Raw genomic sequence first — 12,854 nt, forward strand, 5'->3', positions numbered from 1 at the left:
TTTTTAATGGGGTGCCGGCGTATTTCCTCAGTTGCCTGCTAAACCGGTAAAAGCCTGTATTCTCTGTATATAACAGCTTATAAATAGTCCTTTATTCTATCAAAATTATATATATCTTTGTTAAGCGCGCGGCTTTTTAAACAAAGATGCATGCAGTCAGACAGCATTATGTGTCCTTCATTACGCCCATTAAACTAGCGTTTTTATGCAGTTTTTAATTGTCCGTAATGGCTGGAGATAGGCCTGTAAATACTGTTCTCTGTATGCCTGTTTAATTCACCCCCATATTTTTATAAAAATAAGAAACATGGACGTACCCGTTACCAGCCTTTTTAAAAATGAAAGACACGCTTTTATCATCAAAGAGATCAGTTTACACAATAAGGTCCTATCCTCTGAGCTCAGCCAAAAATTAAATGTTTCCGAAGATACCATTCGACGGGATCTGGCAGAATTGGCGGATGCGGGAGAACTGATCAAAGTTCACGGCGGGGCCCTCTCCAAATCCTATCATTACCCCATTCAGCAAAATAAGACCTATGCCCATGAGGCCAAAAAAGCAATCGGCAAAAAGGCAATACAGCTTTTGCGCACGGGTGCCAATATACTGATTGGCACCGGCACAACGATGTTGGAACTGGTCCGCCAGATTCCCGAAGACCTGGAAGCAACATTCTTTACCGTAAGTCCGCTGATGGCCCTGGAACTGGCGACACATCCTTTACTCACCGTCATCTTAATCGGCGGCAAATTGGATATGTCCTCTCAAATCAATATTGGAGAAAAGCCGATCTCTGAGCTGGCAGAAATAAAGGTAGATATTTGTTTTCTAGGCGCCTACGGACTGGATGCCAAAGATGGATTAACAGAAAAGGACTGGGCCGTCGCACAAGTCAAAAAGGCCATGCTGCGCGCTGCCAGGCAGCTAGCCATTATCACGATCTCGGAGAAGCTGGACTCCTCCTTACCCATGAAGTTATGCCCACTATCCGGAATCGACTACCTGATCACTGAACTTTCTCCACAGGATCCGAAACTAGCGGCATACAGCACGGAAATCGCGCTGCTGTAATGCTTTCCGGCAGCTATTTTAAATGCTGCTTTGCCCACATTACCATCAACGGATTGACACTGCTGTTCCAGGCCTGCTGATACAACTTCCGGACAACAGTTAACCAACTTAACCGCCGGTCCGTCTTGTCGCCCACGTCCTGCGTACCTCCACCGGCCAGATAATCTTCCCGGGTGGTACTGCATATTCGCGCATATTGCCCGGTTTGTGACTTTATATCCTTATTCCCAATCTGAATGGCAAAATGTAGCTGTGCCTCTGATAATGGTCCATGTTCAGACCAACTTGCTATATCCTTGATATATACAGTTACTCCGTCCTTAAACAAATAGGGCTCCTGATAGCCTTTCACGTACTGATCCTCATACACGACGCCCTTTACCGGGAATTGCCCTCCCGATTGATGCATCACCCAGTTAAGCACCTGATCGGTATAGGAAGAAGAAGTGCTTTTTTTTACGATCCAGCAAGTCGTGGCCACCCACATGGCCAACTTTTCCGGGCTGGGGTCGAGCAGATAGACCAATGCTTTCTTCGGCCGCCCCGTCCTGCTATCAATGCCTGTTTTATAGGCATACAGCTGCACAGGAAATCCCTCCCATCCGGGGATCGTATCTGTAACGGCCATCAACGTTTGCGCCATATAGGCACTGGATAATACGTTTGCAGCTTTCTTAACAAGTGTAGGAAAACTGTCATGGAGATAATCCGCAGGCAGCTGCACCTGCTGCCCGGATCCAGCCATATAAGCCCCCAATAGCAATGCCAGCGTGTATAATCGTTTTGTCACTTCAGCACGGTTTTAGGTATACTAATTTTTCTTCCTTAATAGTTCGTCTACACGGACAAACCGGTATCCTCTTTTTTTCAGGCGGTCGATAAGTTCGCCCAGGCGATCATAAAATTTATCTGTCCGCCTGGGATCAGTCCCAAAGTGTGTCAGTAACAGAAACCCGTTAAGACCGGAGGCATGCTGCTGTTCATACCCTAAAATCCCACTCATTATCTGCTGGCTGCTTTTATATTTATCGCCCATCTCCGGAACTGTGTAGTCTGCGTTACTACCGGTCCCCGGCGTAAAATTCACCAATTGCAATCCTTCCGCTCTGGTCCAGGCGGCAATAGAATCATTATGCCATTCAAAAGGCGGCAGAAAATAATGTGCCTCGCTATCTTTTATTCCCCATTTGTCCAGCTTCTCATAAACGGCAGAAAGGTCTCTGACAAAACTATCCTTCGTAACAAGCAACCGGTGACGGTCTGCCCAGGAAGCATAGAGAAGGTGTTTGTCAGAATGCGCTCCTAAATAGAAACCCGCCTGTTTCAGTTGTCGGATAATAGGTGCGTTATCAGGATCTGCATAAAAATTCCCGGTAAAAAAGAAAGATCCCGGTACCTTTTCGGCCCGAAGTGTTTGAACGATAGTATGCCCTCCGTCCTTAAATGAGTCCGCGGTAAAAACCAATGCCATTTCTTTTTTCGTGCTATCTGCCCGAATGATCGCTCCTGCATCCAATGTATACGGCCTTACCGTTCGTCCATGGCTTTCTGACTCTTTTGCAGCCAGCAGATATACCAGTGATGCCGTTCCGTCCATAGTGGGTTCATTGGTACTATAATCGCCATAATCATCGTGATATACGGCCAGGTCGCTCTGAAATGCGGCATAATTATCCTCATGACTTAACCGGATCCCAATTAAATTCTTATAGATGCTACCATAAACGGGGCCATCCACCATGCCACCATCTATCGGATAATGGCCAATATGTGTAAAGGCTGAATGAGGATCTGTCGGGCTGTCTCCTGTGGCCGGAAGTCCATATACCATTGAGGTCCCCCAGGGATTCAGGCCAAAAAGCCAGTCAAAATTCGCTTGCTCAAGTGCAGCAAACTGCCTGTCCCCAGACAATTGCCGGTACCAGTAACACTGAATCGCAAAACTGGTGGTCAGGTTATTGCTGCACCAGATAAAGGGGACGCCTCTATAAAAAGCATTTTCCCGGGCCCTGATCCAGACATCTTCAATCCCCTGACGATAATCATCGATTAGGGCTTTTCGCCTGTGGCCTTTTAACTGTTTTGCCAGTTCATAATGACCCAGGTTGATAAATGGATAATACTGATAATGATTGGCTGTGTCGCGGTACATCCACGGCGTAACGGGTTCTTTTTTTGCATACCGGACCGCCGAATCCAACATCGCCATGTCAGCGTTATGCTGACCGTTCAGTTTTGCCAGTGAAGCAAATGCCAGCTCCATATCATCCACCCAGTTATCTTCTGCATAGATATACGGAGACACGACAGAGACCGTCTGCGTTACCCCCGGTATCCGCTGTCCATAGGCTAAAGAAGAATATGCATGCTTTTTGAGGATACCGGCGTAGGCCTGATCGCGTACGCTAAAAATCTTTGTACCCAGTGCAAATGCACCTGCAAATTTGCCGGCGGTTGAACTTGTTCCCGTAGTGGCATTCATAAACTTGCCACGCTGCTGCGGCTTACCATTGATAAAATACACCGGCCTTTCAATTCCTTTCCCATAAAAAGAATCTTCAGCAGGTATGCGCATTCCATGGTGGTCTCTGTCATCTGCCACCTGATTAAACATCCAGTCTGACCGCGGATGTAACTTGAGTAGAAAATCAAGACCCCACCTTGCCTCGTCCAGGACGTCGGGCACATCATTAGCGCCTTTAAGGCCGTTTGTCTGTACTTTATCCGTAAATACAGCAGGAAAGTCTCTGTAAGCTGCCAGTAAATGCCAAGTAGCATTAGCGGTTGTTGAACTGTATTGCAGATAATCAGATGCGTCATGCCAGCCACCCGTCATGTCAATATGTGTGCTGTCGGCCATGGGTCCGTAAAGCGTATAGCCGTCCGACTTGTGGCAGGAATCTTTTAAAAACGGATTGAAGCCACATCTTTGTTGCCGGAGGTAAAAAAGGCAAAAATCAGCTGCTCCCTTATAGACATCTGCACCAATTTTAAATACCGGAGAGATGGCACGCCCTGCCTGCAGATAATAACGGCCTTCTTTCGAAAACCCGGAAAAATCGAGCCGGGCACTACTCGCAAAAGGGCCGTATTTTCCAAAGACTTTCTCAACAGTTCCTTTATATACCTGCTTATGCGTAACGGCATCTATCAGCCGGAATACAGACACTGTTCTTCTAGCCTGGCTGCACCACACTGCTATTTTTATGCCGTCCGGCTGATAGCCGAGCTGATTTATCCGGATCCACTGAGTCACTGCTTCAGGGGTTTGCGCTGCCACCGGGGTTAGCCCATAAGTGGTCACCAAAAAGCTTACGAGGAACAACAACCTGATCATCCATTTCTCAGCCATTCCATTTACTTCATTTACTGAATACTTCATATCGGCTCCGCTGATTTTAAGAAAACGCATACCGCCCGGCTATATCCGGGCGGTGTTTTAATTACTCTTCCCAACCGGGGTTCTGTGCTAAAGTTACACCATGATCTTTATACAGCTGTATCTGGTCGAGGGGCAATGGCAACAGATAGATTCTGTCGTTATCAATAACGCGCAACACAGAAGCGGGCTTAATATACCCTTCATTGCCTCCGCCTTCTATAATTACACTGGCACTCAGATTAGGATAATCGGACTTTTTGATCCAGGCACCTCTGTTCAGATCCGGGTGCTTGACCATGTCCATATAATCTAATTTTTTCCACCTTCTCAGGTCATCATCACGGACGCCTTCCATACTCATCTCTACCCGTCTTTCTCTTCTGATCTCCCAAAGCATGGAAGAAACCGTCGGATCTCTTTTAGGATCATCATAAACATGGCCATTCACAGCCGGTTGCCCCCCTATAACCTCCAGCGGAGGCAGATTACCTCCAGGCCGGCTTCTGAGTTTATTGATGGACATATCCAGGTCTGCCTGCGTAACACCTCCCAATTCCTGAGCCGCTTCCGCATAATTGACCATTACTTCTCCAAGACGAATAATCGGTGCATCTGTAGGGTTCACATTAGATAAACCTCTGCCATCATTCATAATCTCTTCGTTGAGGAATTTCAGTGTTGCATAACCGGTAGACGACGCGCCAAAAAAAGTTCCCGCAGGGCGATCGTATCCGACCGGCCGCAGGTCCGGAGCAAAGGTTCCTGCCATTCTGGAATCTCTGTTAGCCATTACGTGACCAATTCCCTTATCCCCCTCATAGTCTCCTGAAAGTTCTATAGGCAACCCGTCTGAACACAGGTAGTCGTCAATAACGTCTTTATTCGGCCCGGTTTGCCCTTCTCTGTTGACATAGCTGACCAGGGTATGTGTCACTTGTCCTGACTCGTATTGTTTATACAGGATCATTTCCTGATTGGACGAAAGATCCAACGCGTTAAAGGATTCCCGGTAAGGATAATTAAAGGAAAACCCACCATTATTGATCACTTCTCCGGCAGCCCATTTTGCTGCTTCTAAGAAAGTCTTGGCGGCTTGCTGATCTACATTATGATACTTTTCCCAGGTACCCTCAAATAAAAAGACCTTAGACATAAACGCTAATACGACCCATTTATTCACCGTCAGACCTTTCTCTCCATCGGATTCCCTGACATGCGCTGCAGCATATTGAAAATCCTCCAGCACATGTTTCATGACCATTTGCCTGGGATCACGAGGAATGTATAGCGAATCTTCCTGCTCCGATGAAACCGCCTTGTCATACCAGGGCACATCACCAAAGCGCTCTACCAACAGGTAATAAGCCATGCCTCTGAAGAACCGGGCGACCCCTGTCCAATGGGCTTTGGCTTCTTCAGACATATCTGCCCGCTGCAGCCTGTCCAGAAAAATATTTGCCTTTCTGACATTGGTAAATGACCAGCCACCTCCCGTACTGGGTACCACTTTAGGGTATTGACTGGGACTTGTCTGCCCAAACTCATCATTGAGCGTTTCTCCTGTAAAATAATCCCCCCAGGTCCAGCCATGTCCATAGCCGGTAAAATAGGTCGGATAGAATCCGTAGGAGAAAGTCCGAACGTTCTTTTCGTTTGACCAAAAATTATCATCGGTCAGTTGGTCCAGTGGCGGCCTGTCTAAAAATCCTTTTTTACAACCGGAAAAAAGGCAGACAGTACTGAAAAGGAAAATAATTATGCGTTGCATTCTGAATATTTTTATTTTTTGAATAGGCCCGGATAAATCACTGTTAGATTTATATACCGGATTTTCTAATGAGCTATACTTTAGAATGTTACTTGTACCCCAAAGGAAATGGTCTTTCTATAAGGATAAACTCTGCCGAAGGCATTCCCGGCACCTGCCAGCTGCGCCTTTGTGTAATCGACTTCGGGATCAATCGGGATTTGCAGATTATCAAAGGTCAACAGATTCTCTCCACTGGCATACACCCTTACTTTTACCAGATTGAGCCTGGAAATCAGCCCCGCAGGCAGGCTGTAACCTAATTGTACATTCTTTAACCGGAGATAAGCCATATTCAAAAGGTAGCGGCTCTGCGGATAAAAATTAAATGAATTTAAGGGGTTTGAGGTAGAGCGGGGATAATAGGCATCGGTGTTCTCCGGTGTCCAATAGTCCAGTTGATGTTCATATCTTGCCTCTGCAACACTGAATCCGGGAATGAATACCGGACCACCTCCTGAAGGCCAGAGGTCTCTTTTGCCCACACCTTGCCAAAACATATCAAAATCAATTCCCCGCCAGGCTGTCCCCAGACGAATACTATACTGATAGCGGGGTGTCGTATTTCCGATGACCTTCATGTCGCCGTGATCATCCACCGTAGAATTACCCGGATCAATTTTCCCGTCGCCGTTCAAGTCCTTATAGTGAACATCTCCGGGGCCAAAATTGAACCAGTTGCTATTGCCTTCCAAAAATGACTGATCAGCGATACCGCTTTTAGGGATCCATCTGCCGGAACCGTCCTTACCCTCAAAATCAGATTCCTGGAAGAGTCCGACGGTTTCATAACCCCAGATCTCACCTAGCGTTTTGCCATTGTAAATGCTGGTAATTGTTTTGGTCACATTGGCATCTTTGGTAATCTCTTCCTTGAAATCACTAAGCGTAACAGCGGCATTAATACTGAAGTCGTTGCCAATATTCTGATGGTAATCCAGTGATAGTTCCCAACCGGTCGTGCGCATGGCGCCATAATTCCTTACCGGGCTATTGCCTCCGTAAGAACTGGGCAATGTAACCCCTGGCCGGATCATGTCACTGGTGGTTCTTTGATACCAGTCAAAAGTAAGGCCTAAGCGATCTTCCAGAAATCTGGCATCCAACCCAAAATCCAATGTGGCAATTTTCTCCCATGTCAGGCTGCTGCGCACCTCCTGGGGTGTACTGAAGGTGATTTCATTGTTATCGCCGATCCACCATCCGGAAGAAGATGAGGCCATCGTCGAAAGAAACCTGTATTCTCCTACACCCTGATTGCCCAATTGTCCCCAGGATCCCCTTACTTTTAAAAACGACAAGGTTTTTTTCAGCGGTTGCATAAAAGGCTCTTCTGTCAGCACATATCCCGCAGACATGGATGGAAAGAATGCCCATGCATCTTTTGTCGGAAAACGGGATGAGCCGTCACGGCGGCCATTAAGTTCCAGTAAATATTTATTCTTATAGCTGTAGTTAATTCTGGCAAAATACCCCAATGTAGACCATTGCGTAATCGGCCACTGCTCCCCCGGATCACGGCCAGGGCCGCCATAGGCAAATTGATCACCCGTTGTGAGCCCGATTTCTCCAAAGTCCGGATCGATAATATCTCTTCGCTCTGAATACTGCCCCCAGCTTTTATACAGATCCATATCAGAACCCACCATAAACTTGAACTGATGGTCGTTCAGGCCCAGATCATAAGTAGCAAAGGCCTTAGCGGTGTGCATTTTATCCCAATTGGAAATATATGTGACACTGTTATAAGAGCTGGACTGATAGTTGTCCAGATAGTTCAGCTGTCCGGCCCAAAAATCAATGCCAGAGGTTCCTCCACCTGTCGAATGGTAATGCTCATTATTCGTTGAGTAGCTATAATCGAAATTGATGCTCAAATGGTCGATAGGCCTAAGGGTTGCCCCCGCGGAAGCACGCAGATAGGCATTATTGTCGCGGTTCATTTTGGCCTGAGCGACCTCCGTCACAGCACTGCGAAACGGATGGCCATCAATCGTACCGTAAGGATAAATAGCTGGCCAACGCAGTAGATAATACCAGGGGCCAAAAGCGTCACTGCCGAATATAAACGGTGTTGTCGTAAGCGTCGAAGCGTAAATCAATTTTGATCGTACATCCAGCCATCCCGTCACAGAAGACTGTACGCCAACTGACGCATTGTAGCGATCGAACTGATCCGGGTTGACTTTCAGCACTCCCTTTTCTCCCAGATATCCCAATCCTATATCAAAGGTTGTTTTATCACTTCCTCCTGTTATTGAGATATCATGCTTTTGTTGTGGTGTCCAGTCGCGCATATACATCTTTAAAGGGTCCCAGGAGCGATAAAAGTATAAATTGCCGTTCCTGATCTCGTAGTCGCGGCCCTCCACCATCTCCGGTCCCAAATCCTGGCCACCATATTTTTCCGACCATTCCTTGATTTTCTGGTTACCAATGGAATCAAAGTACATACCCAATACGCCAAAACTTTGAATATCGGGATTATTGGCGGAACGGCGCAAAGCCTCAAGGACCATTTGCGCACCTTCATATGCCGGTGCAATCTTGGGCGTAGTCGTTGGTTGACTATAGGCAAAATTATTACGGTAGGATACACGTGTCGGCATATTTCTGTGCCCCGATTTTGTTTTAATCAAAATCACGCCCCATGCAGCCCTTGTCCCATAGATTGATGTAGACGCCGCATCTTTCAATACAGAGATCTGCTCAATATCCTCCGGATTGATCATCTGTAAATTGGGCATCTCTACATTATCCACCAATATCAAAGGTTGTGTACCTTCCGGGCTATTAAGTGACCCTGTGATGCCTCTTAACCGGATAGCGGGATTCTTCCCCAGTTCTCCGGAGGATGTGGTAATAGTCAGACCGGGAACGACGCCTTGCAGCCCTCTGGCCAAATCAGTAATTGGCCGGGCATCCAGTACTTTTGTGTCTACGGTGGTGACAGCACCCGTCAGATTGGATCTTTTCTGCGTGCCATATCCCACAATAACCACATCTGTGAGCGCCTTGTTGTCTTTCTGCAACACTACATGAAAAGATGTACTGTCACCAATAGCGACCTCTTTATCTACGAAACCTACATAACGAAAAATCAGGATCCTCGACTTTTCAGGCACTTTCAGGGAAAAGGAGCCATCCGTCCCTGTGGCCGTTCCTATAGTCGCTCCTTTTACCAGGATAGATACCCCTTGCAAGGGTATATGGCTTTCATCGGTAACGGTTCCTGTCAGGTCCCTGGACTGGGCAAAAACTGTCTGTACGCAAAAGCAGCAACACAACAGGATAGCCGAAAAGTTGATGTACTTTGTTTTCATCCGTTTCTTTTTATTTGGTTTATCAATGGCCGGATGGAAACGTGCAATCCCACCCCTTTTAACCCAAGGCTATCGCTTGATTTCATCCGTATTTATTTAAATCGTTGTATCCGTTTAGTGTTGGCCGTTCTTAACTTAGCAAAGCATTCTTCCCATTTTGGCCATATTTTCTCACAATCCACTCAACACTGTCAACCCGCACAAACCCGCATCGTTTTTTGTGTATCTACAACTAAATTAGCTTAAAATTGCATAAAAACGCAAATTATTTTAAAACTTTCTTAACATCGATAGCCGCTCCCACGGTTGCATTAACACATATCGCTGTCAGTCAATTGGTTTTCCTCGTTAAGGTCGCTCTGTTTTATTTCTTCAGGATATTGCCATATTATGAGCATTTACCTGTTTTTCTGGCAAAACAACGCAGTACTGGTGCTGTTCTCGATGCCCGCTTTTTTGTAAAGCTGCTTTTCCGAAAGGAGGAAGAAACCAGCGGCGGTGTAAAGCGCCACCCTGTTTTGGCTATCTGGAAATAACGGCTCTCCAACACCCAATATGCATTACTTTTGCGGCAATCAAAGATGACGATGAATGGAAGCAATGAATCGCGAAGATAGGATGACCGATACCGCACTGCTCGTTATGGATGTTCAAAAATATACCCTCAGATCTCTCAAAGATGCCAATTATTATATTCACGGTATTGCCAGGGCCCTTTCTGCCGCCAGGCAGGCAGGTATGCCTGTCATTTATATCGTTGTCGGGTTCAGACCAGGGTATCCGGAGGTGCATCCCGACAACCAGGCATTCATGAACATGAAAAAGCTAAATGTTGGGTTAGACGATCCGGATAACTACACAGTCCCGGCCTCTATCGGGCCGAAAGCCGATGATTTGGTGGTCATCAAAAAAAGATTCAGCGCATTTGCGGGTAGTGGCCTGGACTTAATTTTAAGATCGAAGCAAATCCGGCATTTGGTATTGGCGGGCATTTCCACAAGCGGCGTAGTGCTTTCCACATTAAGGGAAGCAAGCGATAAAGACTATAGGATAACAGTGCTGGCAGACGGCTGCGCAGATAAAGACGAAACCGTCCACCAGATGTTACTGGAAAGAATATTTCCCAGGCAGGCCCGGCTAACCACCATTGAAGACTGGTGTTCCGATATCCGGCCCTGACAGCTGATTTTTACTTATGATTCATTGCCTCCTCTCCACTACAGGAAAAGAAGATATCCTCAGTCGGGTGGCTCCCATCGGGATCAGGGTTACCTGCTCTTCCGGCGTCTGTACCGCTACCGGGCTCTGAGGTAATACACCGCAAAGACCATGTTCATCGATCTTCCAGTCAGGTATTTTCCGCGCGTTGACGACCATTTCGAGCGGTACAGATCCAGGGGTAAACGGCATAGAATCCTTTGGCCAGGGCTTTTGCCTGACTTTCCAGCCAGAGATGTCTCCGTTTGCAGGCAGTACCAATCCGTAATTCCAGGCACTGGCCGGATAAATATTATAGGCCGGCCACTTGGTGGGATCAGCATCTTTTTGCCAGTGAGAATCGCCGATAGCTGATTTGCGGCTGTCTTCCATTTCAAATTTTTCTTTGATCTTCAAAGAGAAGCTCAAAGGGCCGTAGTCGACACTAACGCTGTTTTTATTCTTCGCCCATTTCTTTAGCGTGGGTTTCATGGGAAGTTTCAAGGTGATCTTATCTCCGTTTTTCCATGTATGCGTGACCTTCGCATAACCACCAGCGGCCAGATCCGAGAAGACCGCTTTCCCATTCACCAGGACTTCCGCACGGTCGCACCATCCGGGTATTCTCAGGTATATCGGAAAAGCAATGGCTCCGGGTGTATTTACGATAAAACGAATTTCCTGTTCAAATGGATAATTCGTTTCTTCTTTGAGTGTCACAGTTGTACCGTCACCGACCTTGGCAGTAACCGAGCTGGCCGAATACAGCACTGCTGCAATGCCTTTATCAGGGGTGGCCATCCATAGATTCTCTGCGTAATAAGGCCAGCCCTGTGCATGATTGTGCTGGCAGCACCTGCTGCTAAAGGGGTTCATCATCAAAAACGGGCCATTGTTTTGGATACCCGGACTATGGTTTTTATTGTCACTAATCACCATATTGGGCGCAGTCAGATACCGGAGCGCCTTAAAATCCGGCATGACGGCTGCGGGATACGTATTGAAAGCCACATCTTCACAATTGTCAGCCCAAAAGGGATCTCCGGTAAACCGCAGCAGCATTTCATCGGAAGCCATCTGCTCGACCATCCCGCAGGTCTCGACTGCCTGGTGAGGATCAGCATATCCGGGCCGGGCATTCTCATCGGCACCGAACATACCTCCGGGCACCTGACCATACATACCGCGCACTAAATAAAAGTCACGGTATGTCGCTTTAAGATCTGAAGAATCTCTGGACAACATGTAATAAGTGGCCGGTTCCCTGAAACTCTGCGCTATGTTTACATTATGCCAATTGGGCAAATTGTTTTGCTGTTCCCAATCAGCCGTATTGCGATGGATCTTTTCTGCCAGCTTCAACAGATCCTGATCTCCGGTACGGTTATATAACCAATATACACTATACAGGTTGTCCCCTCCGCGGCTATTCTCCCAATAATCCTTTAAAAACAAGCTATCCGGCAGGTTTTGCTCCCACTTAAAATATTTGGTCATAAAGGGAATGACCCTGCTGTCTCTACTGTAATCATAGTAGGACTGCAGGCACCACAGCATAATCATATTCGGCCAGAGATCCGGCTTCCCGTCTCTCAGCGTAAGCGGACCAAAATAACCGTCCGGACGCTGGGTTTGCAAAACGGCGTCAATCCAGACCTTGGTCTCTTTAAGCATGGCTGGATCTTCCAGGATATAAGCCAGGTCTCCATATCCTTTGAGCCAATAAGGCACTTCTTCCCAACCATGACCCCCTTTGCCCTCCTTATCCAACCAGGCGTTGTCTTCTTTTTCCAGCCAGGCGCTGATTTCTCCAAGATGCCCCGTAAGACCATCGCGTTGCAGTTCCAGATACTTTTTCAGCCAGCCCGCCGGCTGAATGCTCCCAATCGGCAATTTCATAAAATGTGTCGGCTTCAGCGGCGCTTTATTCCCTATATAATAAGGATTTGTCAGTTGCGTGGCCGGCTGCGCAACCTGCTCAACAATCACAGGAGACTGAGCCTGAACCAGAGCCTGGCACAATAATAACCCTGCTACCCCCAAGACATATTTTTTAATTGAAAACATCATGAG

At 47.0% G+C, this 12,854-nt stretch carries 8 protein-coding genes; 3 read left to right on the forward strand and 5 right to left on the reverse strand.

Translation table 11 applies throughout. From position 1 onward, the window contains the following. The first annotated feature begins 307 nt into the window (after nt 1-307). Entirely contained in the window at nt 308-1,072 is a 765-nt protein-coding gene (locus K9M52_RS09155; protein ID WP_224071753.1) for a DeoR/GlpR family DNA-binding transcription regulator, read from the forward strand. Nucleotides 1,073-1,085: 13 nt separating this feature from the next. Here K9M52_RS09155 and K9M52_RS09160 read toward each other — a convergent pair whose 3' ends face one another. The 4 genes from K9M52_RS09160 to K9M52_RS09175 all read right to left on the reverse strand — a co-directional run bounded on the left by K9M52_RS09160 (nt 1,086) and on the right by K9M52_RS09175 (nt 9,584). Then, entirely contained in the window at nt 1,086-1,862 is a 777-nt protein-coding gene (locus K9M52_RS09160) for a cellulase (RefSeq protein ID WP_224071754.1), read from the reverse strand. A gap of 21 nt (nt 1,863-1,883) precedes the next feature. Then, a complete protein-coding gene (locus K9M52_RS09165) occupies nt 1,884-4,454 on the reverse strand; it encodes a glycoside hydrolase family 9 protein (RefSeq protein ID WP_224071755.1) in 2,571 nt (856 codons plus the stop codon). Between the two features lie 61 nt (nt 4,455-4,515). Next, nucleotides 4,516-6,222: a RagB/SusD family nutrient uptake outer membrane protein gene (locus tag K9M52_RS09170; RefSeq protein WP_224071756.1), complete on the reverse strand. Its 1,707-nt coding sequence runs from the start codon at nt 6,220-6,222 to the stop codon at nt 4,516-4,518. A gap of 80 nt (nt 6,223-6,302) precedes the next feature. Further along, nucleotides 6,303-9,584, reverse strand: coding sequence for a SusC/RagA family TonB-linked outer membrane protein (locus K9M52_RS09175; protein ID WP_224071757.1), 3,282 nt, complete (start codon nt 9,582-9,584; stop codon nt 6,303-6,305). 248 nt (nt 9,585-9,832) lie between these two features. Here K9M52_RS09175 and K9M52_RS09180 point away from each other — a divergent pair, with 248 nt between their 5' ends. Next, nucleotides 9,833-10,120, forward strand: coding sequence for a hypothetical protein (locus K9M52_RS09180; protein WP_224071758.1), 288 nt, complete (start codon nt 9,833-9,835; stop codon nt 10,118-10,120). A gap of 64 nt (nt 10,121-10,184) precedes the next feature. Beyond that, nucleotides 10,185-10,763, forward strand: coding sequence for a cysteine hydrolase family protein (locus K9M52_RS09185; protein WP_224071759.1), 579 nt, complete (start codon nt 10,185-10,187; stop codon nt 10,761-10,763). A gap of 21 nt (nt 10,764-10,784) precedes the next feature. Here K9M52_RS09185 and K9M52_RS09190 read toward each other — a convergent pair whose 3' ends face one another. Beyond that, the gene (locus K9M52_RS09190; RefSeq protein ID WP_224071760.1) at nt 10,785-12,851 is read right to left on the reverse strand and encodes a beta-L-arabinofuranosidase domain-containing protein; all 2,067 of its coding nucleotides are present in this window, start codon (nt 12,849-12,851) and stop codon (nt 10,785-10,787) included. Nucleotides 12,852-12,854: the final 3 nt, after the last annotated feature.

The organism is Arachidicoccus terrestris, assembly GCF_020042345.1.
GTDB classification, from domain to species: domain Bacteria; phylum Bacteroidota; class Bacteroidia; order Chitinophagales; family Chitinophagaceae; genus Arachidicoccus; species Arachidicoccus terrestris.

Excerpts from the sequence above, each read along its gene's own strand:
- K9M52_RS09155 (WP_224071753.1), top strand. The coding sequence starts at position 308 with ATGGACGTACCCGTTACCAGCCTTTTTAAAAATGAAAGACACGCTTTT.
- K9M52_RS09165 (WP_224071755.1), bottom strand. The coding sequence starts at position 4,454 with ATGAAGTATTCAGTAAATGAAGTAAATGGAATGGCTGAGAAATGGATG.
- K9M52_RS09170 (WP_224071756.1), bottom strand. The coding sequence starts at position 6,222 with ATGCAACGCATAATTATTTTCCTTTTCAGTACTGTCTGCCTTTTTTCC.
- K9M52_RS09175 (WP_224071757.1), bottom strand. The coding sequence starts at position 9,584 with ATGAAAACAAAGTACATCAACTTTTCGGCTATCCTGTTGTGTTGCTGC.
- K9M52_RS09185 (WP_224071759.1), top strand. The coding sequence starts at position 10,185 with ATGAATCGCGAAGATAGGATGACCGATACCGCACTGCTCGTTATGGAT.
- K9M52_RS09190 (WP_224071760.1), bottom strand. The coding sequence starts at position 12,851 with ATGATGTTTTCAATTAAAAAATATGTCTTGGGGGTAGCAGGGTTATTA.